The 26,884-nt window shown below is 46.0% G+C and carries 23 protein-coding genes and 2 pseudogenes; 24 read left to right on the forward strand and 1 reads right to left on the reverse strand.

The features are described 5' to 3' along the window. Positions 1 to 10: 10 nt before the first annotated feature. The 18 genes and pseudogenes from BLW49_RS14340 (at position 11) to BLW49_RS14425 (ending at position 18,649) form a co-directional block, all read left to right on the forward strand. Positions 11 to 976, forward strand: coding sequence for a N4-gp56 family major capsid protein (locus BLW49_RS14340; protein ID WP_090725298.1), 966 nt, complete (start codon positions 11 to 13; stop codon positions 974 to 976). A gap of 57 nt (positions 977 to 1,033) precedes the next feature. Next, entirely contained in the window at positions 1,034 to 1,369 is a 336-nt protein-coding gene (locus tag BLW49_RS14345) for a hypothetical protein (protein ID WP_090725300.1), read from the forward strand. A gap of 43 nt (positions 1,370 to 1,412) precedes the next feature. After that, positions 1,413 to 1,997, forward strand: a complete 585-nt coding sequence (locus BLW49_RS14350; protein ID WP_090725301.1) for a phage adaptor protein — start codon at positions 1,413 to 1,415, stop codon at positions 1,995 to 1,997. Beyond that, positions 1,997 to 3,700, forward strand: coding sequence for a glycosyl hydrolase family 28-related protein (locus BLW49_RS14355; protein ID WP_143042123.1), 1,704 nt, complete (start codon positions 1,997 to 1,999; stop codon positions 3,698 to 3,700). Before BLW49_RS14350 ends, BLW49_RS14355 begins: the two co-directional genes overlap by 1 nt. A 10-nt stretch (positions 3,701 to 3,710) precedes the next feature. Continuing rightward, entirely contained in the window at positions 3,711 to 5,102 is a 1,392-nt protein-coding gene (locus tag BLW49_RS14360) for a hypothetical protein (RefSeq protein WP_090725303.1), read from the forward strand. Continuing rightward, complete coding sequence (locus tag BLW49_RS14365; RefSeq protein ID WP_090725304.1) at positions 5,102 to 5,887, forward strand: hypothetical protein; 786 nt, start codon at positions 5,102 to 5,104, stop codon at positions 5,885 to 5,887. Before BLW49_RS14360 ends, BLW49_RS14365 begins: the two co-directional genes overlap by 1 nt. Positions 5,888 to 5,949: 62 nt before the next feature. Beyond that, on the forward strand, positions 5,950 to 6,600 hold the full coding sequence (locus BLW49_RS14370) for a hypothetical protein (protein WP_090725306.1): 651 nt from the start codon (positions 5,950 to 5,952) through the stop codon (positions 6,598 to 6,600). Between the two features lie 53 nt (positions 6,601 to 6,653). Further along, positions 6,654 to 8,399 carry a hypothetical protein gene (locus BLW49_RS14375; protein ID WP_090725307.1) on the forward strand — a complete coding sequence of 582 codons (1,746 nt, stop codon included), beginning with the start codon at positions 6,654 to 6,656 and terminating at the stop codon, positions 8,397 to 8,399. Between the two features lie 38 nt (positions 8,400 to 8,437). After that, a pseudogene (locus BLW49_RS14380) lies at positions 8,438 to 9,016 on the forward strand (chitosanase); the annotation flags it as partial. Positions 9,017 to 9,026: 10 nt separating this feature from the next. Further along, positions 9,027 to 12,755, forward strand: a complete 3,729-nt coding sequence (locus BLW49_RS14385; protein ID WP_090725310.1) for an LPD38 domain-containing protein — start codon at positions 9,027 to 9,029, stop codon at positions 12,753 to 12,755. Positions 12,756 to 12,953: 198 nt separating this feature from the next. Next, positions 12,954 to 13,145 (forward strand): hypothetical protein, encoded by a 192-nt coding sequence (locus tag BLW49_RS14390; protein ID WP_090725312.1) that lies wholly within the window; start codon positions 12,954 to 12,956, stop codon positions 13,143 to 13,145. 31 nt (positions 13,146 to 13,176) lie between these two features. Beyond that, entirely contained in the window at positions 13,177 to 13,815 is a 639-nt protein-coding gene (locus tag BLW49_RS14395) for an AP2 domain-containing protein (protein WP_090725313.1), read from the forward strand. A 20-nt stretch (positions 13,816 to 13,835) separates the two neighbouring features. Next, complete coding sequence (locus BLW49_RS14400) at positions 13,836 to 14,942, forward strand: N-acetylmuramoyl-L-alanine amidase (RefSeq protein WP_090725315.1); 1,107 nt, start codon at positions 13,836 to 13,838, stop codon at positions 14,940 to 14,942. Beyond that, positions 14,942 to 15,304 carry a phage holin gene (locus BLW49_RS14405; protein ID WP_090725316.1) on the forward strand — a complete coding sequence of 121 codons (363 nt, stop codon included), beginning with the start codon at positions 14,942 to 14,944 and terminating at the stop codon, positions 15,302 to 15,304. Before BLW49_RS14400 ends, BLW49_RS14405 begins: the two co-directional genes overlap by 1 nt. Positions 15,305 to 15,390: 86 nt before the next feature. Beyond that, positions 15,391 to 15,672: pseudogene (locus tag BLW49_RS14410) on the forward strand (sigma-70 family RNA polymerase sigma factor); the annotation flags it as partial. A gap of 100 nt (positions 15,673 to 15,772) precedes the next feature. After that, positions 15,773 to 16,219, forward strand: coding sequence for an ATPase (locus tag BLW49_RS14415; protein ID WP_371264560.1), 447 nt, complete (start codon positions 15,773 to 15,775; stop codon positions 16,217 to 16,219). A 367-nt stretch (positions 16,220 to 16,586) separates the two neighbouring features. Beyond that, positions 16,587 to 17,672 (forward strand): 5-methyltetrahydropteroyltriglutamate--homocysteine S-methyltransferase, encoded by a 1,086-nt coding sequence (locus tag BLW49_RS14420; protein WP_090725318.1) that lies wholly within the window; start codon positions 16,587 to 16,589, stop codon positions 17,670 to 17,672. Positions 17,673 to 17,938: 266 nt separating this feature from the next. Further along, positions 17,939 to 18,649, forward strand: coding sequence for a metal-dependent hydrolase (locus BLW49_RS14425; RefSeq protein WP_076313334.1), 711 nt, complete (start codon positions 17,939 to 17,941; stop codon positions 18,647 to 18,649). Positions 18,650 to 18,767: 118 nt separating this feature from the next. Here BLW49_RS14425 and BLW49_RS14430 read toward each other — a convergent pair whose 3' ends face one another. Further along, entirely contained in the window at positions 18,768 to 19,841 is a 1,074-nt protein-coding gene (locus BLW49_RS14430; protein ID WP_090725319.1) for a M42 family metallopeptidase, read from the reverse strand. 475 nt (positions 19,842 to 20,316) lie between these two features. Here BLW49_RS14430 and spoVAC point away from each other — a divergent pair, with 475 nt between their 5' ends. From spoVAC to BLW49_RS14460, 6 genes are all read left to right on the forward strand, one after another. Next, entirely contained in the window at positions 20,317 to 20,823 is a 507-nt protein-coding gene (gene spoVAC, locus BLW49_RS14435; protein WP_076313550.1) for a stage V sporulation protein AC, read from the forward strand. After that, positions 20,820 to 21,839 (forward strand): stage V sporulation protein AD, encoded by a 1,020-nt coding sequence (spoVAD, locus tag BLW49_RS14440; RefSeq protein ID WP_090725320.1) that lies wholly within the window; start codon positions 20,820 to 20,822, stop codon positions 21,837 to 21,839. Before spoVAC ends, spoVAD begins: the two co-directional genes overlap by 4 nt. Before the next feature lie 3 nt (positions 21,840 to 21,842). Next, positions 21,843 to 22,193, forward strand: coding sequence for a stage V sporulation protein AE (gene spoVAE, locus BLW49_RS14445; protein ID WP_047910767.1), 351 nt, complete (start codon positions 21,843 to 21,845; stop codon positions 22,191 to 22,193). Between the two features lie 259 nt (positions 22,194 to 22,452). Continuing rightward, a complete protein-coding gene (locus tag BLW49_RS14450) occupies positions 22,453 to 23,409 on the forward strand; it encodes an AAA family ATPase (protein ID WP_090725322.1) in 957 nt (318 codons plus the stop codon). Positions 23,410 to 23,414: 5 nt separating this feature from the next. Further along, positions 23,415 to 24,662 (forward strand): DUF58 domain-containing protein, encoded by a 1,248-nt coding sequence (locus BLW49_RS14455; protein ID WP_256209759.1) that lies wholly within the window; start codon positions 23,415 to 23,417, stop codon positions 24,660 to 24,662. Continuing rightward, positions 24,659 to 26,872 (forward strand): DUF4129 domain-containing transglutaminase family protein, encoded by a 2,214-nt coding sequence (locus tag BLW49_RS14460; protein WP_090725323.1) that lies wholly within the window; start codon positions 24,659 to 24,661, stop codon positions 26,870 to 26,872. The genes BLW49_RS14455 and BLW49_RS14460 overlap by 4 nt, the downstream gene beginning before the upstream one ends. The last annotated feature ends 12 nt before the right edge of the window (positions 26,873 to 26,884 follow it).

Raw genomic sequence — 26,884 nt, forward strand, 5'->3', positions numbered from 1 at the left:
ATGAATATACATGGCAACTCAAGTCCAAGGTTATAACGCAACAACAGGTGTTAACGCATTAACAGCAGAACAACATACTTACTATCAAGACGCAATGCTCGAGCGTCTTAAACCGGAATTGACATGGACTGAATTCGGAGAAAAGAAAAACATTCCTAAGCGTAAAGGTGCGACAACTAACTTCCGTCGTCTTAACTCTTTGGCTGTATCCACGACTGCATTGACTGAGGGTGTTACTCCAGATGGCGTAAACCTTGATATTACTCCGATCAATGCAACGGTAAAAGAGTACGGTAACTGGACAAAAATCTCTGAATTCATCAACCTGACTGGCTTTGACCCATTGATGACTGAGGTATCCGAGCTCATGGGTGAGAATGCTGGTGAGTCTATTGACGTAATCACTCGTGATGTCGTTTCTGCCGGCACTAACGTGCTGTATGCGAACGGCAAGCTGGCTCGTAATACATTGACTGCTGATGACAAAGTCAGCGCTCTAGACATCCTTAAAGCGCGTCGTGCGCTGCGTCGTAACAAAGTTAAGCCTTTGCGCCTTCCTAACGGTGGCGGTACTGGCTATGTGGCGTTGATCCCAGTTGACGTTGCTACAGACCTGATGCAAACAGATGAGTGGAAGAAAGCAAACATCGAAAACAACACCAAGAACTTTATGGATGGCGTCATCGGTAAACTCTACGGCATCTGGTTCATCGAAGTAGACAACGGTGTTGTATTTACTGGTGCTGGTGCTGCTTCTGCTGACGTATACGGTACGATCTTCCTTGGTCGTGGTGCGTATGGTATCCCGGATATCGATGGCAGCTCTAAGCCTGATATCATCGTTCACCCAGCTGGCTCCGGTGGTGTTGCAGATCCGCTGAACCAATTCAACACAATCGCATGGAAATGCGCATTCACTGTTGTTCGCTTGCAAGAGCTTGCTATTTTGCGCTACGAATCAGGCGCTACCGTCTAATAAAACTTATCTAAGGGAGCCTTCGGGCTCCTTTTCAATCTGAGGAGGAAATTAATCATGGCAGTAAATAAAAACGCTCAAGAAGAACTGGATTTGGAAGTAACACAAGAGGAAAAAGGCTTGGAAAGACAAGCGGCTAAAGCTGAGAAAACCATCTTGCAGCAGCTCAAAGCATCCAAGAAAGTGGAGATAACTATCCCGGACGATCCACAAAACCCAGGGGACAAGGTTGTAGCCATCGGACTTGGTGGAGTGGTGTACACGGTGCCACGCGGTATTCCAACGGAAGTGCCTGAGCCTATCGCATTGATCTGGCGTGATTCCTATAACCGGACACGTGAAGCAAATCAACGCATCGAGGATAGCACACGAAAAGAAGTAAAGATCATGTGACAAGGCCCTTCGGGGCTTTTTCGCTTTTAAAGGGGTGAGAATAGTGACGCTACAAGAGATATTAAGTGAGATTACCGAGAAATATCCTCATGGCTTGTCCAATGACAGTGTGATCCGCAAGATCAATCAGATTCAGGGTGAGTTGTTCCGCACCACATTCCGCATTAATACCATGACCCAATATGACATTCTATCCAATGTCTTCGCTTATCCGCTGCCATGCGCACGTACCAATGTGATTGATGTGGTGGTGAATGATCAGGAATACAGCTACAGAGACGTCAAGCAAGGGGCTATAGTGCCGTTCTATTACTTTACCGATGGAGATGAGCTTGGACTGTACCCAACGCCTGATAAGGACAGCGCAGGCGGTCTGATCGTGTTTCATAACCGGGAACCTCAGATTCTTACCACAAGCACGTTGAACATGGAACCTGAGCTCGATCGGGACTTTCATATGCTACTGGTGTACGGTGGATTGGTTCAGATTGCGGAGAACTTTCAGGATGTTGCCATGGTTAACAACTTCACACAAAAATATAACGGTCTGATACAGGAATTCAAAAAAGCCAACGATGAGACGCCGGATTACCCTGTTATTGCAGATGTCATGGGAGGTTGGTTTTGATGCAGGCATCTTTATTGTTGGCTGAACAGTATCGTAATGCTAGTCTCGTAAGAAAGATGTTTGGAGACGCATTCTACATCGTTACAGCATATGGGATTTTTCCAGATGGTCACGATTATACAAATGAGCTGCAAGCATTGGTGAACAAAGCAAATGCCGAAGGCAGATCAGCAATCTTCTTCCCGGCTGGTGATTATTATATTACCAACATTAACAATGATCAGAATATTTACTATTTTGGGGATAATGCAAAGTTTATTGGCGGATACACGAAAGAGATATCCCAAATTGGGTCAGCACCATCTTCTGAGATCTACTATAACGTAAAGGAATTCGGTGCAAAGGGAGATGGAGTAACAGACGATGCTCCAGCCATCCAGAGCGCGATAGACACATGTCACAATAATGGTGGCGGAGTAGTTTTTTTTTCGACTGGAAACTTTTTTATTGGCACAACTTTACTTGTTAAATCAGGTGTACAGTTGCTAGGCAGTGGGTTTAATAACTGGGACTTTAGATTTTCAAAAGGTACATGGCTAATTATGAAAAATACGCTAACATCACTCATTGATGTAGGTGACGATACTACAGGTATGGTATTTGGGACGAGTATAAGCCAAATTAGCTTGACGGTAGAGGGTTACACAAATGGAGGGGCAGTCAAAGGGTTTGGAATATGGGAGCGCTATTCATGGTATTTCCATTCAAATGATATCTACGTTGAAGGATTTGCCACAGGTGTAAAGATAGGCGATACTACCAAAACACTGAATCACTATTACACAAACACTCATATATCAGATTGTGACGTGTTTATACAGATTAATAATGGCGCGGACGTAACATTTAATGGTGGACGTATTGGAACGAATGGACCTGCAGCTGCAAGAACTGCCGGAATAATCATCAAGGGTACGTGCGATAGTCTAGCTTTTAATCGTCTAATAATCGCTCATAATGCCGGTATGCAATATAACGTAAGGATCACGGAAGTAGGAGTTTCGCTCTTCTGGATCACTTTCAATGATTGTGACATGGAAACAGCTACAATTGCATCTTTTCACTGTGATACTTTTGCATCTATGATTCGGATAAATAACAGTTGGGTTGGATCGGCGGCGCCGATGGTGTTTTCTGACGGGGATCGTATTATTGTACGTGACAGCACATTTGCCAATCAAAACGGATTGCCGGCAGCTATTCATCTAACTGGTAAGGTAGGGAATGTTACACTTGAACAAAATGAATTACTGTCTGCTCCAAATGTCCAGATAAAAGTTGATACCTCTGAAAGCGGTATTAAAATTAAAGATTGCTTAATTGCAAATGGAGGCGTAGCAGTACAATTTATGCCGACTGCAGGGACACCTAAAAACTGGTTCCTGATCGACAATGATATTAGAGGACAAGTTGATAACGCAATCGTTATAAACTTATCAGTTCTTAGGCGAGTCAAGGTTAAGGGTAACTTTATAGTTGATTATGCCAATCACGGTATTATTGCAGCCGGATCAGGGAATGTATCGCTCGATATCCAAGGGAATACTATTGGAACAAATGCGACGAGTGGGACTCGGCGGTCTATCTATATTGTGGATGCGATATCTGGTGTAATGGTAATGAATAACGATATCACAAATAATGCATCTGGAATGGTTGACGCTTCTGTAGCTCCTAAAATAGTTGATAATAATATGAGTTAGGAGTGAGGAAATGGAACAATGGCCTAATTCACCACAAAAGACAAAGCAAGTAATTAGTACATTTGCTGACGGTTTAAATCAATCTGTAGAATCCATAGAAATTAAGGACAGTCAACTGACTACCGCGATCAACGTGGATTCTTTTTTATATCCTACATTACAGGTAGCCGATGGACACAGCGTATTAAGCCAGCACACAGGATATATCAACCGCCTATTTAAGTTCCTTGGTGTTTGGTACTGCGGTAATGGTAAAGGGCTGTATAAGCTATCAGGATCGTCATGGGTTGCAGTATATGAGTACGGCGACAGCAACAACGATAGGTTATGGGATGCGTCCATGTTCTTCGATGGCAGCAAGCTATATTTCCTTGATGGCACGCTCCAGTTAAGGCAGTATGATGGCTCATCCTTAACAACCATGTCGAACGCTCCAGCGAACAGTAAGTACATGACAACACACGCCAATCGCTTTTACTTGGCTAATTCGAGTGACAACTTGCTTTCATATTCAGGTTTACGAGATGCTGCAGACTGGACCAGTACGGATAAATACACGGGTACCGGGAAAATCACGGTAGAGACTCCGGACGGCGAAAAGCCAACGGGCCTGACCAACTTCGCAAATCATGTGCTACTGTTCAAGAAATACACGATGCACAAACTTTTTGGTGAGGATTCCACCAACTTCAACATGACACAGCCTTACGGAGTCGGGTGTATATCCGATCGTACCATTGTGCCGACGCGAGATTCACTGTTCTGGCTCGGGCCTGATGGCTTCTATGACTACATGGGTGGTGCAGCACCGACCAAGATCAGCGACCCGATCCGCAATTACATCGAACAAATCAACATGGCTTACGCTCATCACTGTGTCGCTGGCACGGATGGGCGTTTTGTTTATCTATCATTGGTGACAGGATCCGAAACACTGCCAAATGTGACGCTTAAGTATGATCTACAGCGCCGCAGTTGGTGGCCGATGTCGTTCGTAGCTACATCCTTTTATTTGGATGGACAGACATTATACTTCGGTACAGCAAACGGCCAGATCATGAGGGCAGGCAACAGCAGCTATAACGGCGCGCCAATCAGTTGGGCTATCGAAACCAAGCCATTCAGCGAAGGTGACGAGACCGTACACAAGGCGATACACAAGCTTTGGGTTGTGGCTGATATAGAAGTCGGTTCTTCGCTCAATGTGGCTTATGCAGGCGGTACAGAGGGCTCAGACTGGACGACAGTAAGTAACATGACCAACGGTACCGGACAGATTCAGAGCATCAAGATACCGGTAATTGTTCGGACACCTGAGACTTGGTACAGATTGAGGCTGTGGGGAACAGGCAAGGTGAAGATACACCGGATCATTCGCGAGGTAACAAGGAGGGGTGCATAGTGGCAAACGTACAATTGCCGCAGATCGGCATTAGCAATACGCAAATTGACGAAGCTGGCATGGACGGACTCAAGCAGCATGTGAAGTCGCTGCTGAATGTCACGGTTATGCTGACTGAGGAGCTAACCTATCTGCTTAATAACCTTGATACAAGGAACGTCAATGAGCTGAACGCAGATATCATCAATGCCGGTACGATTAATGCGAATCTAGTAAAGATCATGAGCGAGCTGTCGAACGGTGGATATATTAGCTTTGATGGTGAGGGTATGAAGGTTAATGACGGTACACGAGATACGATGACCATCGGCCTTGATGGCAAGCCGCGAATGAGCGGAGCTTATATCGAATCTGCTGAGGGGTATCCTAAAGTAGTTATGGACCCGGATGGAAACTTGTTCAGAGCTTATCTTGATGCCAATAATTACATCGGTATAGAAGCCGACTACGCCGGATCACCGTCAATGACTCTAGTTAATGGTGGAGTTATCAAAGCTAGATTCAGCACTCTATTAGGGACATTACTAGTGGATGCTGTAGGAGGCATGGAGATTAACGTCACCGGTGGTGGATCTCTAGGACTTCCTAGATTTTCAGACATAGTGGGGAGAAATGGATCGAACCTAGGAGTAGAGCTTGATAATAAGGCTCTTGCTGGCATTTCTACTAATGCATCGGGTGGTCATAACCATGGAATTCCAGACGGAACCGTCCTAAGAACAGCAGATGGAGGTACTGTGACTTTCTCGGCAGCCCCTCAACATACACATCAGCAAACAAATTAACTTCCCAAAAACAGTAAAATAATGTTATAATCGTGCCAAAATATAACAACGAGGTGCGGTTAATGCGTAAATTCAAAAATATAGCTCTTGTTTTTGGCGGAGTTCTTATAGGTGTTATGATTTCATATGCTCCGGATCTTCAAGCGGCTGCTAGTAAATTGCTTGGCGAGAAAGTGGCAAAGGTTATCACAGTTAAAAAAGACGGACAAGCCATTGGTGATGGTGCAATTATAAATGGTACAACGTATTTACCAGTAAGATCGCTAGTGAATTCTCTTGATGGAATTGAGGTGGGTAAGGTGAGTTCGACAGAAGTCAACCTTGAGTCAACTGAGACAGAGGATGAGCAAACACCTACTACAGATTATGAACAAAAGGGTAAGGAAGAGCAGCAACAAATCGAGCAAAACACAATCGAGCAAAATGCTAAAGCAAATGAATTGAGAAGTGAAATAAGAGAAACGCAGAAGCAAATAAACGATGTTGCATACAACGCCTATATTGAGCAAACCAGTGCTTATAAATCTGCTAAATCCATTGTTGAAAGCTACGAAAACAAAACTGGCGGCTCAATAAGAGAGGCAGATTACAAAATATACAAAGCTGAATTAGATAAAATGATTGCTGATAAACAAGTTGCAGAAACCAAACTTCCAGAATTGGAATCTAAGTTGGCTGATTTAAAGTCACAATTAGCATCGCTTGAAGGTTAATCTCAAGGGACTCTCATACGAGGGTCCTTTTTCATTTGCAAAGGAGTGAGACAATGGCAACCCCTTTTAATAATCAAGCCTTAGCAGAAGCGTTGCGCAAGCGACAACAGCAACAAAAACAAGCAACCGCAACAACCGGCACGACTCTACCCGTTGCCACAGCTACCACGGTAGCAGCTACGCCAAAGCCAAGTGTCTCTCAGGTATCAGGCGGTGCAACAGCGGCGGCATCCTCTCCTTTGGGACAGGGCGGAACCAGCTACACCACAGCAGACCTTGCCGCCAGACGAGCCATGCAGTCCAATGCGAGCCGTTTAAGGACTGACCCATCCTACGCTGAGAGTGAGACACAACGCGCCTTAAAAGTCATCCAACAGCGTCAGGCACAAGGATTAGATACATCACAACAACAGAAATACCTTACGACTAACCTTGGTTACAAAGGGCCGACTACTGGAACAGCAGCGGCGGCAACGACTGCTCCAGTAACCAATGCTCAAAAAGGCCAGTCGCTCATGGATCAAATCACACAGCTGGCACAGCGCCAGTCGCAACAGTTCTCTTACGATCCTAACTCTGACCCTTTATACCAAGCAGCGCTACAACGAGCGCAAGCCAACATACAAAGTGGTAACGCTGCAGCCCAAGCCGAGATGAACCGCCGTGGCATACTAAACAGCACTATTACGAGTGATCGTATGGGCGAAATCTCAGCACAGGAAATGGGTCGAGTGGAAACTGACGTACTGCCGTCCTTAATGCAACAGGCTTACGCTCAGTTCCTGAATCAACAGCAACAGGATCAACAGCAGCTGGCTAATCTCGCAAATTCTGCTCAGATGTATTTGTCTGAAGATCAGCGCGGTATAGATAATCAATTTGCGACAGCCGATCGGACGGGTAACTTAGCATTACCGGCCGAAGCACAGTCAGCAATCAACTCTATTATCTCGTTGAAACAACAGGCCGAAGCACCGGGCATCACGGCAGCTGAACGCGCAAGGCTCAGCGCTCAAGCCGATGGATACCGGGCGCAACTGGTGGGAATGGGCATTGATCCAAGCGCCTATGCTTCGTCAATCAGCTCAGCAAATATCTCAGCTAATCCTGGAATCCGAACACTTGCAGGTCAGCAGATGGATCTGGCTAATAGACAGGCTAACCTTCAAGCAGCAGGCGTTTATATGGATGCTACAGGGCGTGTGATTACTCCGCAAACTGATTGGACAGGATTCGCGCGCCAAGCAGCTAACCCTAGTACTCCACTGACACTAGCTGGACAGAATCAACAATTTGTTCAGGACCAACAACTTTGGAATAATGACTTTGCTCTGGAACAATATGCGTACCAACAGGCCCGTGATGCAATCGCTGATCAGCAATGGAAAGCACAATTTGATGAAAGTGTCCGACAAAATGGCCTCAGCTATGGCCTAGATATGCTCAGAGAGCAAAATCAACTAGCTTACCAACAAGCCTCATTAGCATTAAGTGAAGATGACAACCTTCGTCAGTGGGCTACATTAGACTATGAAATGGCTAATACCAATACAGGAACCGGTCAAGAATATAATGGGATGTCTGCAAATCAGGTGCTCAGTGCCTTGCAAGGTCAGTTTGCTGATCCAGAAACAAAGAAGATACCTACGGATTCAAAGACTAAAGAGTCGATTTATCAGCAAGTGGCTTCATTTGGATTGCCGATCGGTACAGATGATCAAGTCATGCTTGCACTTGGACTTACATCAAAGGACATTCAAAGCTTCGATAAGAAGTATGGTGCTGGCTCGGGAAAGTAACTGGCTCCACATCCGCCAGTGGAGCACTAGGCACGTTATCCCGACAATACGAATCTAATGGGAATGCTGGCTCCATCGGCAGAAACTCCGGTGATATTGGCGGTGCCAGCTATGGAATGTACCAGTTTGCGACAAACATGGGTACACCCAAGAGATTTGTAGAGTACTTGAAAAAGGTTGACTCTTCCGCATACAGAGCGTTGTCTGGTAAAACACCGGGCAGCGCTTCTTTTGATAAAGCCTGGAAGCAGTTAGCAAGCACTAATAAAAACTTTGCACAGTATCAGCATGATTTTGTGCAGCAGCAGTATTATGAGCCAGCTGTGAAGTCGGTGCTTAAGAACAACGGTTTGGACGTAACTAAACGATCTAAAGCTGTACAGGATGCTATATGGTCTACGGCAGTCCAACATGGTACTGGCAGTGTAACGAGAATCGTCAAGGCAGCTGGCATAACTCCAATGATGAACGATGCCGAGATACTGAAAAGACTGTATGCAGAGCGAGGGGCCAACAACGGAAAGAAATACTTCTCTAGCTCAGATAGCGATACAAGAGCGAGTGTTGTGAAGAGATTTAAAAATGAATTGAGTGACGCATTAAGCATGCTAGGATAGGGGGAGCGGTATGGCTACACGATTGCAGCAGTCAGAAGAACTAAGAAAACGACTTGCCCAAGGGAGTGCGGCGAGGGATAGGGTTTTGAGCGGACAATACAACACGCCGAAGGTTACTCAGCAGCCTACGGTTAATCCTCGTACTCAAGCAGTATTGCAATATCAAGCGAGTCAACCAACCTTTGATGATCTACCTGATGCGCTGAAAAGAGTAGGGGCCGACCGTATCACTCAATCTACTCTAGTCCAAGCAACTCAGGGTAACAAGCAAGCTCAGAATGAGTACAAGGCGGCTACTGGACGGGATATCAGACCTGTTCAGGGCCCGCCAGCTCCTTCTCAGCATCAATTGAATGAAAATGCCATTAACACAAAAGCAAGAGAGAATGCATTTGCCAATGCGGTTGCACCCTTCTCTCGCTTCATGAACGATGTGACTTACGGCAATCCCGTAGGTCAGTTTATTACAAGAGCAGTAGGGACCGGGGGCGGCATGCTCCTTGGTACACCGTCACAGGCGCCAGCTTCCACGGGCAATAAAACAGCTGATAAAGTGGCTGATGTGCTCGGTATCGCTGGCGGCATTGCCGGGGCAGGCTTTAACCCGTCTGCAGGCGGAAACCTTATAACATCTCCGTTACGAGGCGTATCAGGTGCACTTAATACAAGAGCAGGTCAAGCACTCACTGGGGGCGTATCACGGGCTACAAGAGTCAGTCAGCCTGTAGCAAGAGCCGGTATAGAGGGAGCTGCTACTGGCGCAATCGGTGGCGTGGCGGCTGGATTGGTACAGGGACAGGACAGCAACAGAGATATCCTGACTAATGCCGGTCTAGGAGCTGGCTTAGGTGCAGTTGGCGACATTGCAGCCAGAGGTATAGGTAATGCGTTAAGCCGCCGAGCAGCCGCACGAACTACGCCAGATATCACGGCACGTCCTGGAACGTCGGTGGGTCAAACGGTTAATGCTCCACAGTCGACCAGAACTGCTACACAAGCCGCCGTAGTTCCAGAAGCCGAGGCGATGCGAGGTAACTGGTTCACCAATCTCTTTGGCAACACGGGCGTTGGTATCTCTCCATTCAGCAGCAATCGGAGAGTAAACGCTGGTCCACTGACCACAGCTGACCAAATCGTACGCAACAGCATTCGGAATGATGCGAAGGGATTGGCCGAGGAAGCAGCGGCTACTGCACGAGCTGGCTATCAAAATTTTGTGGATCGCCTTTCCCCGCTTAAACGTTTTGGAAATGAGACCTATGAGGCGGCGATGGACACAGCGCGCTCCAATAACCTTGCTAATACAATTATCCGAGACAAATTCGTCACTCCGGAAGGTGTGGTTATTGGCGAGGGGTTAAATAACATATTCAAGAAGGTGCAACGCGGTCAGGATGATGCATTTGTTGATTACATTACATTGAGGCACGCTCCTACTCGAATAGCTCGTGGCGAGCGTGTTTATGATGAAAGTCTCGGAATGACGCCAGAGAAGATTCAGGAGCGCATTGATATGTACGATAAGCGTTACCCCGGATTCGCTCAGATCGCTAGTGAGTGGGATGGATTCAATGAGAATGTGTTACAAGTCCTTGGGGTGGATGAAGGGCTCATTACTCAAGCGATGAAAGACCGCTTAAGAGCAGACAATCCATTTTATTCACCAATGCGACGCCAGTTCAGCCGATCAGAGAAGCCAGGTAAGAAGTTCATTGCCAAGTCTACAAGCTCATCATTCAGCGGTCAAAAAGCGCCGTTACAGAAGGTCAGCCCGACTGGTTCCGTCCGAGATATCGTTGACCCACGTAAGACTACTGTCGAAATGGTAGGGTCGTGGACGAATGCTGCTATGAATAACCGTGTCATGCAAGAGATGGTGGGAGCTATCTCCCGGGATCCTGACAGATTCAAGGGAATTGCTGAGATTGTTCAAAAGCCAGACGACAAGAGAGACTTGCGCTCTGTACTGTTTGAAGGCGGTATGGATGACTTTGCTGAGGAAATTAACAGCGACTTTAGGAGCTTGTTTAACCGCACACGCTTGGATCAAGATAATATCGTTCGCGCTATGGTGAATGGTGAACCGGTTTATCTGCAGGTACATGATCCAGAAGTGGTCAAAACCCTAATGGGCATGGGACCGCAAGCTTCTAACCTGCTATTAGACTTTGCCGAAGTACTCAGTAATGCTACTAAACGCGGAGCGACCGGGGCGCTGGCGCCGATCTTCGCTGTCAAAGGTGCGACAATGGACTTAGTGCAGTCAGCTATCCAGGCAAAGAACCCGGCGAAGCAAGCGGCCTACACAGTTTATGGCATCCTCAGTGGGATTGGAGACCGTTTAAACATTCCCGGTCTGCGCAACCTGGCTCAAGATTTTCGGCGCTCGGGCGGTGAATATTCCGCAGCATTAAAAGGTGACCGCAAGTTGAACCGGAGTATCACTGATATGACCCGGGATCCGTTGTTATCCCCTCGTGGTGTAGCCAAAGGAGTTAGAAATGTGGTGGCTGCTCCATTTAGAGCTTTGGAGGAAGTCGGTAATATTGCCGAGAACGCGCCTCGTATGGCGGCATTTAAACAGGAATTAGACAGACTCGGCGGAGAAAGAACACCAGAGAACGTACGTAAAGCTATGGACGCTGCCCGAGAAGTAACAGTTAACTTCTCACGTAGAGGCGCAAAGTCTCGAGATGTAGAGGCTCTCATACCATATAACAATGCTGCAGTACAAGGTACGTATAGGATATTTCGAGCGTTTAAAGAAAACCCCAAACGAACTGGCTTAACGATAGCTGCAGTAGCGGTGCTGCCAAAGATATACGAATACACGCAATTTGCAGATGATGAGGATTATCAAAAGCTACCAGCACGAGAGCGATACCGGAACCTATTCATTAGCAAGAATGCTGATGGAACATTTATTAAAATCCCGATGGAGCCAGCTTACAACTCCTTTGGTCAGATCACAATCAGCGCATTGCAGAGTTTGAAGGACGGCGATCCTCAAGCATTTAAAGGTGCAGCGGATGCCTTGGCTAGCGTATGGCTTCCACCTGTGGCAACTGGTGCGCTTCAAGGAGTGACACAAGGTACTGGCTTAGAGGGAAGTATTGAAGGTTCACTGAATGCGACTATTGCGGCTCCATTTGTGGCGACAACTTCAAACCGGAGCTTTACTGGGGCGCCGATCGAGTCACGTTCATTGGAGAACTACTCGCCTGAGAACCGTTACGATGAGAGAACGTCAAGCGTGGCTATTCAGTTAGGTCAAGTCCTAAACATGTCACCTAAGAAAATAGACTATCTGATCAGAGCATACGGTGGTGACCCAGCTAGATTGCTACTTCCGCTCACAAGTGAACAAGGGTCAGGCAATGTTCGTAATACTCTCCTTAAGAATTTCATTGCTGATCCGGAGTTTACCAACAATCTGTCAACAGACTTCTATAATGCAAAGGATAACCTGAACCAAGCGTACTATGATTCCCGTGACGGCCGCGGCGAGGCACCTGAGTGGTACAGTGATGAAATTAGGAAACTGGTTACTTCCCAGGCTGCAGGCTCACCATCGAAACGACTGTCTGACCTGAACAAAGAAAAGCGTGATATCGGCTCCAATAAATCCTTGTCAGCCAAGCAAAAAGCAGACAGGCAGCGTGAAGTGCAGCGTCAGATTAACGAGATCTACATTGATGTGAATCAACAGCTCGAAGAAGCTGGCGTACCGCTAAAATAGTTGGTTCAACAGCACTCAAACTGTGGTAATATATGGGTGATACACATACACCCAAGGGTCCCGGACAGCCGGGGCTCTATTATTTTATTGACATATCGTTACCTTGATGGTAAATTTTAACTAGAAGTCCGGAAGCACCGGCCAAAGTTGAGTCCATGGGAAAGAATCCCTGGGCTCTTTTTGTTTTGGAGGTTATCCATGATCGAGATGGATGAGGAAGAGTATCTGCAATCAACCGTGTCGGATGAGTTTTTAAATATGGTATTAATGCTGCTGGGTCCTGAGGTGAAGGACAAATTTCTCTATGCTGATAACAAAAATGGTATAATTTACAATGGGGCTAGGCTGATCACCGAAAGGAAGAATCCTACTTCTTGCCCCGCCAGCTAATTTAGGATAAAGCTGCTAGGGAGGCGGTTACATGGGGAAATTAATTGATTTAACTGGACATCATTATGGTAGGCTCACTGTTATTAAAAAAGCTATTCTAAAGAAACCAGGGCAAGCTAAATGGGTATGTTCTTGTTCATGCGGTAATGTAGTTGAGATCAGGAGCCAGGATTTAAGAAATGGTAGATCAACTTCGTGTGGATGCCTAGCAGTTGAGTTGAGAAGGACTCATAACAAATCTTACACAAACGAGTATAGAATTTGGGTAGGGATGAAACGTAGATGTTCTGTTCCAGATCATAAAAATTACAAAAATTATGGTGCAAGAGGGATAAGTGTTTGTGAAAGATGGTATTCATTCGATAACTTTTTTGAAGATATGGGACCTAGGCCAAGTAAAAAACATTCAATCGAGAGAATTGACGTGAATGGAAATTATGAACCAAGCAATTGTAAGTGGGCTACCACAACTGAACAAGCACGAAATAAAAGGAACTTAACCAATACATCCGGTGAAAGAGGAGTGTATTGGCACAAGCAAAGAAAAAAATGGGTAGCAACAATTAAGGTGGATGGAAAGACCACCTACCTAGGTTGTTTTCTTGATATTAAAGAAGCTGCTCTAGCCAGAAAAGAAGCTGAAGAAAAATACTGGAGAATACCGTCCTAACAGGGCGGTTTTTATTTTGTATGTATGATTTTCTCATCTCTCTTGCAGAAAGCTTAGTTAAACATGGATTCTCTATATCATCAGCTGCAGCAATAATTTTTTTAGTTCTCAAACAGAGGAAAACGAAAAAGAGGTTGAAGAAATACCTGCCTTTCCTCTTTCAGGATGACAGCGAGGTCAAGGAGTATATCCATAACCAGCAGGTCATTATGAGAAATCAAGAAATGATACTAAAAGAAATGGGGCTAGAACCATGCCTTGCTCCTACCTTAGAAATAAATTCAATGGAGTCAGCGACCAACTTAAACAGATTTTACTCTTCATTTTGGGGGACTATTACCTCTGCCCGAGATGCAAAGAAATCCACAGAATGGAGGAATTCAAAAATGGCGAAAAAGAAGCTGAAGTTTGACCCAGGTCATGGCGGCACTGATCCAGGTGCTATTTCTGCTTATGGTAAAGAAAAGGTATTTGTACTGATGCTGGCTCAAAAAGTTGCCGCTCTATTCAAAGGTCATAAGTACATCGAAATCTCATTCACTCGTACAGGCGACACCTACCCTTCTCTAACTGATCGTGTAGCTCAGGCCGAACGAGAAAAAGTGGATGGTTTTATCTCATTCCACGCAAATAGTGCCTCGGATCCAGCTGCTAATGGTACGGAAACCTATTATAGCCGAGCAAACAGCAAAGCATTTGCAGAGATCATGCATAAACACATTAAGTCAGCGACTAAACTCCGGGATCGAGGCGTTAAGACTGCGAACTTCCAAGTCATCAAGCAAACAACAATGCCGGCTATTCTTCTGGAGATCGGGTTTATCTCTAGTCATATTGATGGTCCGCTGTTGTTTGACCCAACATTCCAGGATGCAGTTGCATTGTCCATTGCAGAGGGCATCTGCGAGTACTACGGCGTTCCATACAAAGAGGAGGCAGCGGAAGAAGTGAAAAAGAAGGTAATGGAATTTAAGATCAATCTAGATAACAAGAAAGTCGAACAGGGTGTACTCATCGACGGTCGATCGTATGTACCAGCTACCATGCTGCAACATCATTTAGGACATCGCATCTTCTGGGACAATCAAAATAAAATCTTAGACATATACAAGGACGGTGAAAAGTAATGATCATCAACGACATTATGGATCAGGCTCAGCCGTACATCTCATCTATCATTATGGCAATCATTGGTCTCGTAGCTACGGTTATTATAGGTGCGGTGAACAAGCTCAAGAAAAAGGCCAATGATTACTTTGACGCGAACCTGACTGTAAAGCAACGTGAACTACTGCATAAGATTGCAGCCGAAGCGCATGCATATGCTGAATCGGTTTACAAGGATCACGGTGGGGACGAGAAGCTTAATCAAGCATTTAACTATGTATCATCTAAGCTAGGTGATGCTGGATTGAACATTACAGCAGAAGAAATCAGAGGCGCTATAGAAAAGGCGTGGAATGAAGCGAATAAGAAGAAAGCGAGCTAAACTTTACCCGGCTATTACTGCCGGGTCTTTTTTTGTTTATAATAGAAGATATCCACAAATTAAATTACAGATAACCACTAAGTGTTAATGAAATTACGCTTATAGATATCCTCGGCACGGAAGCGGATGAGGTCATGGATAAGGTTCAGCTCAAGATTGAGAAGAGTAAAATCTATCAGAACCTCGACATTCTCGATGAACGGGAGAAGGAAGTTGTGGTCGGGCGTTTCGGGCTGGAAGCCGGCGGAGAAGAACGCACACAGCGTGAAATCGCGAAGGAGCTCGGCATCAGCCGGAGCTATGTATCCCGAATTGAGAAGCGCGCACTGATGAAGCTGTACCATGAGTTTTATAAGGCAAAGCAATGAGAAACTTATCTATAAAGGCTACTCATAGGAGTAGTCTTTTTTGTGGGATCCAACTGCTATAATGGCCAGATCGAACAATTGAAGGAACAGGATCTTCACCATGAGTGAATCTACTGCTACCATGTTTGTATTTGCAGGAAATAACGGCAGCGGGAAAAGTACGATCCGAAATCTAATTATCGATCGGTTGGGTGTAAATGTAAATATTGATCCTGATGCCTTAGCCCGTAGACTAGATCCGGAAAATCCTGAGCGCCGTAAAGTATCTGCAGGTAAAGAAGCGCTTAAACTTACAAAGGATTGCATTCTGAATAAGAGGGATTTTACTGTTGAAACGACGCTAGCCGGCGGTAATGTGATACGTCAAATGCGTGAGGCGAAGGATCATGGGTTTGAAGTCATCGTGTTCTATATTGGTTTAGAAGATGTTCGTCTTAACATTGAACGAGTTGCTGCAAGAGTTATGAATGGTGGCCAACATATTGAAACTACAGATATTTTAAGACGGAGCCAGACATCGATACATAACTTACTTGAGAATCATTGATCACTTAATTGTTATTGATAATAGCGGTTCTGCTGGTGAAATCATACTGGAGGCCGATTATGCAACAATAAAACAATATATATCACCCTTACCGAAGTGGGTAGAGATTATTTATCGTCGCCTGCAAGAGAGGCATAGCGTACAAGAATAAACCAGATCTGATAAAGGCGACTCCTTATGAACTCTTATGAGTTGCCTTTTTTCTATTATAATAACTTAACAAACATATGTGGCAATCTATGATAGATCGCTTCAATAGATTTATTTATACTTAATAGTTATAGCGAGTCATCCCATGCTAGAATTTAAGCTTGCAATTTTAATATGTTATAATTTTCTGTACATCAAATATTGGGGAGAGACATTTATGATACCATTTCATCATGATCATGTAGGAAGTCTGTTGCGTCCTGCGAATTTAACACAAGCACGTGAACAGTACAAATCTGGCGCAATTACTCTCGAACAGCTGACAAAAGTAGAGAACGAAGAGATCATTCGGGTTATTGACAAGCAGAAGCAGAACGGTGTCCTGGGCGTTACAGACGGAGAATTCCGTAGAAGCTGGTGGCACTTTGATTTCTTGGGTGGGCTTGATGGTGTGGAGTATTATGAGAAAGATACGGGACTTAATTTTCATAAGATGGAGACGCGCAAGGAGGGTATTCGGGTCACCGGCAACATTGATTTCTCATCGCATCCGTTTATTGCGCATTTTCAATTCCTTAATGAGCATGCAGGGGAAGCGGTAGCGAAGCAGACGATACCAAGTCCTAATATGCTGGTGTATCGTGTAGACCAGAATGAAGAGATTTATCCGGATCGGGAAGCTTTCCTCCAGGATACAATTGCCGCTTATCAAAAAGCGATCCAAGCCTTTTATGATGCCGGCTGCCGTTACTTGCAATTAGATGATACCGCTTGGGCGGATCTCTTCTCGGAGGAAGGTCACGATAAGCTTCGTGCCAAGGGGCTCGATCCAGCTGAAGAGATGAAGATTATGCAGCGAATGATCAATGAATCCATTGCAAATAAACCTGAAGATTTAGTCATTACCATGCATATTTGCCGGGGGAATTATAAATCCAATTTCTTTGCAAGCGGCGGATACGATTATGCTTCGGAGACCATTTTTGGGGGCCTCGATGTAGACGGGTTATTCCTGGAGTTTGACGATGAGCGTTCCGGAGGGTTTGAACCTCTGAAATATGTAAATCGCCCAGGTTTAAAAATTGTATTGGGGCTAATTACGTCCAAATCAGGAGAGCTGGAAGATAAAGAAAAGATCAAAGCCCGCATCGAAGAAGCTGCAGCCTATGTGCCGCTTGAACAGCTCTGCTTGAGTCCGCAATGCGGCTTCTCTTCGACAGAGGAAGGAAATATTCTATCGGAAGAAGAGCAGTGGGCCAAGCTTCGTTTTGTTAAAGAAATTGCAGATGAAATTTGGACATAAATCTATTTATATATGGATTGGATGGTGAGAGGGAGCGAATTTCGCTCCCTTTATTTTGTGAGAACAGCTGACGGTTTAATGAGATTGGACTCAGGAGTGTTAAATTACATAATAAATATTTAATTGAGGATAATATTGGGTGTACGTATGCGAACGTATGTGCTATAATGATTTCCATATTTCCCTTACGTAAGTTGCTCCTTCTTGTTCACACCTGGGGATATATCACAACTACAGATTGGGCAGAGAAAGGAAGTACAGGAATTATGATGGGTAGAACCCATATTATCGTCGGGACAGGTGTCTCGCTCTCACTCTTGCATATGGGAGGAATCAGTCTGTCCATCCCTGCGGCGGCCGTTGCGCTGATCAGTTCGGTGCTGCCTGACATTGATGAACCGAATTCACTGCTGGTGACTCGGGTCCTTCCGAACTGGCTTCTTCGGATCGTACAGGTCGCTCTTATTGCTGCGGCAGCAGTCATGGGCATTTACGGGATGGAGAATTATCCATGGAATTTAATTCTTGCAGCATTAATCGCGATTGTATCCTTTATGCCATCTCGATCACTCAGACAGTGGGTTATGTTTTTTATCGGACTAGGGCTCATTGTTTACGGAGGGAGCTTTCATCCATGGAATTTGCTCGTTGGAAGTCTGCTCATACTGATTACGTTTTTACCTCATCGCGGATTAACTCATACGCTATATGGCGTAGCCGTTTGGACTTTTCTTCTCTATGGATCGACGCAAGCTTATGGGGATGCAGTTTGGATGGCCGGCGGCCTGTCCTATTTGCTTCATTTGATTGCAGATAGCTTGACGAATCGTGGAATCAAGCCGCTTCCGCCATTCAAGTGGAAGATCAAGTTTAAGCTGATGAGTACAGGGTCCAAGCAGGGAGCCTGGGTAGAGATCTTCTTCATAGGTGTTACATTTATTGTTGCATGGATTGCGTTTTCACCTTTGTTTCTTTAATGTTTCCCCATGAACTTTCATTATGCACGAACCTTTACATAAAAGAGGTGTCTTGTTCGGCAGCGCAGGCCGGTCAGACACCTCTTTTTCTAATTATTCGAAATAATGAATATGACAATCAGGAGTTCTCAGTAATGGTATTCAATGTTGTACGGTCAAGACCTTTCACCAGCTTAATGAGCAGCTCCTTCGCAGCATCATAATCATCTGTATGAAGAATGGAAGATGAAGTGTGGATATATCTAGCACACACACCGATCACGGTGGATGGTACCCCGATACCACTTAAGTGCACCTGACCTGCATCCGTTCCCCCTGGTGAAATAAAGTATTGATATTTAATCTTGTGCGTCTCAGCGGTATCCTGTACGTATTCTACAACGCCGCGATGTGTCAGCATACCGGGATCGAGAATACGGAGCAAGGCCCCTTGTCCAATGTGACCAAAAGCATTCTTATCTCCGGTCATATCATTGGCAGCACTGCAGTCAAGAGCGAAGAAAATATCCGGTTGAATCAAATTTGCCGAAGTGCGTGCACCACGCAGTCCGAGCTCCTCCTGAACAGTTGCGCCGGAATACAAGATATTAGGCAGCTTCTCCCTATGCAGAGCTTCCAGCAGCTCGATTGCAAGCCCTACACCATAACGGTTATCCCAGGCCTTGGCCATAATTTTCTTAGGATTCTTGAGTGGTGTAAACTCACAGATCGGTACAATTTGCATACCTGGCTTAATACCCCACGATTCTGCCTCCGCACGGTTGTCTGCACCGATATCGAGATACATGGAATCCAGCTCTACGGGCTTAGCGCGATCCGCCGGCGACAACAGATGGGTTGGTGTTGATCCGACGACGCCTGTGATTGGCCCGTCCGGAGTAATAATTTGCAGGCGCTGGGACAGAACAGCTTGGCTCCACCAGCCGCCAATCGGGCGGAATTTGACCATACCCGCCTCTGTGATGCCAGAAGTCATAAATCCTACTTCGTCAAAATGTCCAGCCACCATGACCCGCGGGCCCTGCTCGTCGCCGCGAAGCACTCCAAACAAGCTGCCAAGCCGATCCTGTACGAATTCTTCCGTGTATTGGGACATCAGGCTCTTGGCGTATGCACGAAGCTCTCTCTCAAATCCTGGAGCCGAAGGGAATTCGGTGAGTGTCTTAAACAATTCTTTGGTTTTATTCTCCATTTTCATCTCTCCTTCTGATTGTAAGTACCTTCTTATGTACCACTGTTCAATTACTATATTATGAACGGACTATCTTCTCTTGTCTATCCAATAAGAATGATGAATTATGGAGCGGAATCACATGACAAGTGCCTAGCGCATATACTGAAATGCATAGCTTTGTGAAACCATAAAATTCAGCCGACTTATGAAGGGAGTATGCGATCGATATGGACCCTCATGTACGTAAAGGATTAATTATGCTCGGCGTTTTGTTTATTTTAACTGTCTTTTTGCTTTTTTATAAATAATGCTGGATCGGATCCTTTTACAACCAAATAAATACGATTCCCCATGCTCTATGGCACATAAAGCCTGCAAGGAAGGATGATTTACCATTCATAACATTTGCGGGCTTTAACCATAATTAAATTATCCTCGGTAAACAGTATGAAGACCCGAGTGAAATTTAAGACGGTTAGAGGGGGTGTCAACGATTCCAGATCAATCTCAATCTCAAGATACTAGCTCAAATACGCCATCGCTGTCCCTTGATACGAAGGAATACAAGAAAATTGCCAAAAAGCATGAACCGCCGAGAGCAGTACTTAAGAACTGTATCAAAGCTTTTTTTGTAGGTGGGTTCATCTGCTTTATTGGTCAGTGTATTCAGCAGGCTTTTGTTGCTGGATTGGATATGAGCTCGAAGGAGGCATCGAGCCCGACCGTGGCGGTTATGATTCTTATCTCTATTATTCTAACCTGCTTCGGTGTTTACGATAAGATCGCGCAATTTGCTGGAGCGGGTACGGCAGTCCCTGTTACAGGCTTTGCGAACTCCATGTGTTCGGCTGCGCTTGAGCATCGGGCTGAAGGTCTTGTGCTCGGGGTAGGCGCCAACATGTTCAAGCTCGCTGGCTCGGTCATCGTGTTTGGTGTCGTTGCTGCATTTATTATTGGTATAATCTACGCTTGCCTTGGATTCGGAGGATACCATCTATGAAAAGAGTTGGAGGACAAACCTGGGAATTTGAAAACAAGCCGCGCATCATCGGTACATCCAGCGTAGTGGGACCTGAAGAAGGAGAAGGACCGCTGGCCGAGGATTTTGATTACATTTATGACAACCTGCAAATTGGTGAAAAAACATGGGAAAAGGCGGAGCGCCGGCTGTTTGAGCAGGCAGCGCAGATTGCTATCGCTAACGCAAACATATCGAAAAACGAACTGCAGTATTTTGTGGGTGGTGATTTGATGAACCAAATCATCAGCAGTTCATTTTCTGCGCGGCAACTGGGTGTTCCATACTTAGGCTTATTCGGTGCGTGCTCAACGTCCATGGAGAGTCTTGCACTGGCTTCCTTAATTGTCGACTCGGGAGGCGGAGATTACGTGCTGGCCGGCACCTCGAGCCATAACTGTACGGTTGAGAAGCAGTTCCGCTTTCCAACAGAGTATGGAGCACAGAAGCCGCCGACAGCTCAAAATACAGTAACAGGCTCCGGCTGCGCCATTATCAGCAAGACGGGCAGTGGACCTGTCGTTCGCCGTGCAACCATTGGACGAGTTATGGATCTGGGTATCAAGGACCCGTTCAACATGGGAGCAGCGATGGCGCCAGCAGCTGCAGACACGCTCATATCTCATTTTCGGGATACGGGACTGGAGCCTGGATATTATGACTTGATCGTTACGGGGGACCTCGCTTCGGTTGGACTGCCTATAGCTAAGCAGCTGCTTCAAAAGGAAGGAATACCAATGGAGCAGACGGAGTTCAACGACTGCGGACTCATGATTTATGATATCAACACACAGAAGTATGTATTTGCCGGAGGCAGCGGCTGCGGCTGTTCTGCAACAGTAACGTACGGACATTTAATCAAAAGAATTAAAAAAGGGGAATTAAATAAAGTATTGGTTGTAGCAACAGGCGCTTTATTATCTCCTTTGTCTTATCAGCAGGGTGAAACGATCCCTTGTATCGCTCATGCCGTAGCTATTGAGAGAGAGGAGGAATAAAAGATGCAGTTTCTATGGGCTTTTCTTATTGGCGGACTGATCTGCGTGATCGGACAATTAATGTTCGATGTGCTTAAGCTGACTCCTGCGCATACGATGAGTACGCTGGTCGTAACAGGTGCAGTTATGGATGCGGTGGGCTGGTATGATCCTTTAGTCAAGTTCGCTGGTGCCGGCGCTTCGATACCCATTACGAGCTTTGGCAACTCGCTTGTTCATGGAGCGCTGACCGAACTGGAGCGGGATGGATGGCTCGGGGTCATCACAGGGGTGTTTAACCTCACCAGTGCAGGTATATCATCGGCAATTATCTTCTCCTTTCTGGCTGCCTTGTTTTTTAAGCCGAAGGGCTGAGGTTAATAAAATAAGATCCTTTATAAACTAAGGTGAGGCAAACGTAAGAATGCTTCATCTTTTTTTGTTGCTTAACAAGGATGAGTAAGTTACACTATCGAAGCTCAGGGTTAAGGGGTTAGACGAACAAGAAAACCCTTTAGTTTCAAATCTAGCAATCTCAATATGAAAAAAAGGTAGAGTAAACATTGTACTTTGCCTACTCACTTCATGTACAATAAAAGGAAAATATACTGCCTATTAGGAGGTACATACGTACATGCCCTTAAGTAAGGAATCGATGCAGATCATATCCGAGATTAAATCGAATCTCGAATCTACTATATTAGGCAAATCTTTTGAAATACAATTATTGCTCACAGCACTGCTGGCTGGAGGGCATGTTCTTATAGAAGACGTTCCCGGAACGGGGAAGACTCAGCTGATCAAGGCGTTAGCTCGCTCTATGCAGGGAGAATATCGCAGGATTCAATGTAATCCTGACATTTTGCCAAGTGACATTACGGGTGTATCTGTGTTCCATCCGAGGGATGAACGTTTTTATTTCAGGCCTGGTCCCGTCATGACCAATATACTGCTCGCCGATGAGATCAACCGTGCCACAACAAAGACACAATCCGCCCTGCTTGAAGTCATGGAGGAGCGAAGCGTCACAGTCGATGGAGACACGTATGAGCTTCCTAAACCGTTTATGATGTGCGCAACACAGAACCCAATTGATTTTGAAGGTACTTATATGCTCCCGGAGGCACAGCTGGACCGGTTTATGCTCAAGATCAGCCTTGGCTATCCTGATGCCGCAACAGAGAAGCATCTATTGAGACAGCATCAGCAAGGACAACCGGCGGACAAGCTTAGACCTGTTACCCATATGGAACAAATTTCCAAAGTCCAGCAAGAAATTCGAAGTGTATATATGGACGAAGCTGTGACCGATTACCTGCTTGGAATTGTACGCAGTACAAGAGAGCATTCTTCCGTATTGCTCGGGGCTAGTCCTCGTGCTTCCATTGCATTCATGAATGCAGTCAAAGCGTATGCCTTCTTGAACGGCAGGGACTATGTCATTCCTGATGACGTCAAGGTGCTTGCTCCGTACGTCATCTCGCACCGGGTTGTTCTGAAGCCAGAAGCAAGATTGGATCGAATGAGCCAGGAAGAAATTCTCGCCCAAATCATTGAACAGAAGCATGTTCCTGTATCGATGGAGCGCTGATTATTATGCTGAAGTCAGTACGCTATCGCACAGGTCGATATACGAAATCTAAAGCGTGGATTGTGCTCTTCGTCTGGATCATATGTTTATTTTATGTATTGTTTCAGGGAGGTAAGACCTCCATCATGCTGTTTGGCATGGTCACTTTGCTTAGTATTTACTTGCTGATTGGCCAATTCGGAGGTGCAAAGAGAGCTGTGGGAACACGGCAATTAACCTCGAGTGGAGAACATACAGAGCTGCTCCATGCAGGAGATCAGGTGCACGTTCAGCTTGGCCTTCAAATTCCTGGGCTGCTGCCGTTACCTTACGTCATCGTGAGAGAAGTGCTCAAGCGTCATAACGGAGAATCCTGGTCATTTGAAGAAAGTCTCGTTCCGAATATGCGGGGCAGCGGGAAACTGGTCTTTCTTACCCCTCCGCTTGAGCGAGGCAAATATAAGTTTATGGAAACAGAATGTATTAGCGAAGATATTTTCGGTCTCATTGAGCATAAAGGGACATTTAACGCCTACGGCAGCTTCAGAGTACTGCCAAGAACCGTATTTATTCCATATTGGCAGCTCTACGATCAAAATTCCCGTCTGTCAGGCCCGCAGGCTGCTCTCACACGGTCCCGCAGAGAAACGACGCAAATTAATGGAGTTCGAGATTATGTCTATGGAGATCGATTATCTCGTATACACTGGAATGCGACTGCGAAGACAGGACAATGGAAATCCAAAGAGTTTGAGCATGAGTCGCTGCCGAAGACGATTCTGGTCTTAGATGCGACTGAGGAGGGCTACAAGAGCTCGGAGCAATTTGAACTCGCCGTCTCTACTGCTGCCTCGCTCCTTGAATATGGCAGTCGTGAACGCTTGAGTATGGGGCTGTGTACCATCAGCGAGGAGACCAAGCTGTTCCTGCCTACGGACAGTCAGAATGAACGCCAGAAGATGATTCAGCATCTTGTTGATCTGGATTATACAGGTACAAGTGATCTTCTCTCCAGCATTCAGGATTCCATTCGGTCGTTTCCGCAAGGTGCGTTTTTTGTGCTCATCTCTCCGCTGGATAATGCAAATATTCTGGAATCGCTTCGATATGCCGGCACACGCGGGATGACTGCTTCTCATATCCGTATCGAGCAGCGTGCCAGCCAGGCACATAAGAGTGAATGGCTGACACTTCTTCGTGGACGCGGGATCAAAGGATATGCGGTGTCTGATTTGCAGGAGCTGCCTTCGGCGATGGGAGGTGGAGGTCTATGAGAGCATGGGCTGGCAAAGTTGCAGGGTCCTGGTACAATGCATTTGCTCTACTGTGGATCGTTGTTATCGGAATGCAGTGGGTAACTTATACGGAGCCGATCTGGTTTCAAGAAACAACCGGCTTGGTCGCTCTGACGCTGATTGGCATCAGTCTTGTGGATATTATTTTTCCAATCAAGCAGACATACCGTTTTGTCATTAAAGCAATTGTTCTGTTATTTATTCTATATTATGTGCTAACGTCCTACTCCATCTTTATCCCTGGTGAAGAGTCGAGCTGGCTAATTGATTTTGTGATAGCGACCAATCCGTATATCTGGTTTTCCTTGAGCACTTGGGTGATGCTGGAATGCATTATTCGATTAGCTGTGAATGCCAAGCGAATTCTTGTGTTTGTTGGGCTTAACATTATTGCAATGGGCATCCTGGATTCTTTTACTGTCGCTGTTCTGTGGGAAGAGGTGGCATGGATCGTATTTGCCGCAATGGGCTGGCTCGTGTGCCTTCATCTGCGCAGGTTCCAGCTTAAGTTTCCACAGGGCTGGAAAAGGCTCAGACGGAATCCGCTCAAAGTCATCGCTAACGTGGTCGTTATCTTTGCACTGATTATTGTTGCGGGAGTTAATATGCCTGAAGTTCCGCCAGTTCTTACGGACCCTTATACGGCGTGGGTTAACTATAGAGGGGATGTTATTCCTGCCATCAATACTGCTGGGGGAGAAGGAGGCCTCAACTCTGCCTCAGAATCCGGATACAGCAGGCAGGATAACAGCCTGGGCGGGGGCTTCAATTATGACTACTCTCCTGTAATGACGATTACAACGACAGAGCGAAGCTACTGGCGAGGGGAGACTCGTGATGAGTATTCCGGTACGGGATGGGAAGAGCCATCCACTTCAAGAAGGCAGTTTGATGAAGTCGAACCGGGTAATGATTTAGAGAACGGGGATGGGGGCTCTATACAGACTAGGGAGGTAACCCAGACTGTTAATATGCTGAATGATGAAGTCTACCCCGTGCTCTTTGGGGCCTATGCGATTAGTCAGGTTCAGGCGATTAATGGCGGGACGGAGTTTAACCAGCTGGATTGGAAGAGCGGACAAGCTGAGCTTCACTGGGATTCGAACCCTAGAGAATTAAGCTACCCTTCAACTTATACCATTGTATCCGAGGTTCCTCTCGTTCCTGTTGAGAGACTGATTGGAGAGACTCATGAAGATCTGTACAGCAGCTCTGTTAACGATAACTACCTGCAGGTCCCTAATAACTTCCCTGACCGTGTAGTGAATCTCGCAGAGGAAATTACGGCTGAAGCCGAAACTCCGTATGAAAAAGTCGGTTTACTGCAAGAATATTTAACAACGAATTTCTCATACACAAACAATCCCAATTTATCGCTGAAACAAAGTGCAGATTTTGTTGACAGCTTTCTGTTCGAAATACAGGAAGGCTACTGCGATTATTTCTCGACAGCTCTCGTGATGATGGCACGCTCTCTGGACATTCCCGCGAGATGGGTAAAAGGTTATGCTCCGGGTCAAGCAGCCTTTGGAGAGGACATGGCACTGTCTCAGGCAACAGGTAACACACCAACCCTGTCTTATACAGTGACCAATGCGGATGCCCATTCCTGGGCAGAAGTATATTTTGGAGAGGAATATGGCTGGATTCCGGTTGAAGCCACTCCGGGCTTCAATATGCCGCTGCTGACGGAACAGGCAGAGCCGGAACTTGCAGAGACACCAGAGGTCGAAGAAGCAGAGCAGGAAGAAGAGCTCGCAGAGCCTGTGCAAAATACAGAAAGCTCTGACTTTACGGTAAGCCCAGTTATCATGTGGGCAGCGGGAGCAGTACTTGCGGCTTGGGCTGTTTACATGCTGTGGCGTAATCGTTTTTCTCTCCATTTCTATTTATTAAGGCTTCGAATTGGCAAGCCGTTGACCCCAGACCAGAAGGTGGTCATTGAGACAGAACGATGGATACGTTCATTTAGGCGCAAGGGATTCAAGCGGGCCGAGCATGAGACGCTGAGAGAATCGGTACAACGATGGGAGTCTGAAGCCCCGCAAGTCGCTGGTGAGCTTCATTCCTTATTGAAGCAATTTGAGATGGCAAGGTACAGCCCAAGCCATGTTGAAGAGAATGAATGGCAGGACGTACAGCGGATTGCCGGACAAATGAAAAAAAGGCTCAGAACGGCACGGGCGTAAGCGCCCCGTGCC

This window comes from Paenibacillus sp. PDC88, assembly GCF_900106725.1.
Classification (GTDB): Bacteria; Bacillota; Bacilli; order Paenibacillales; family Paenibacillaceae; genus Paenibacillus; species Paenibacillus shunpengii.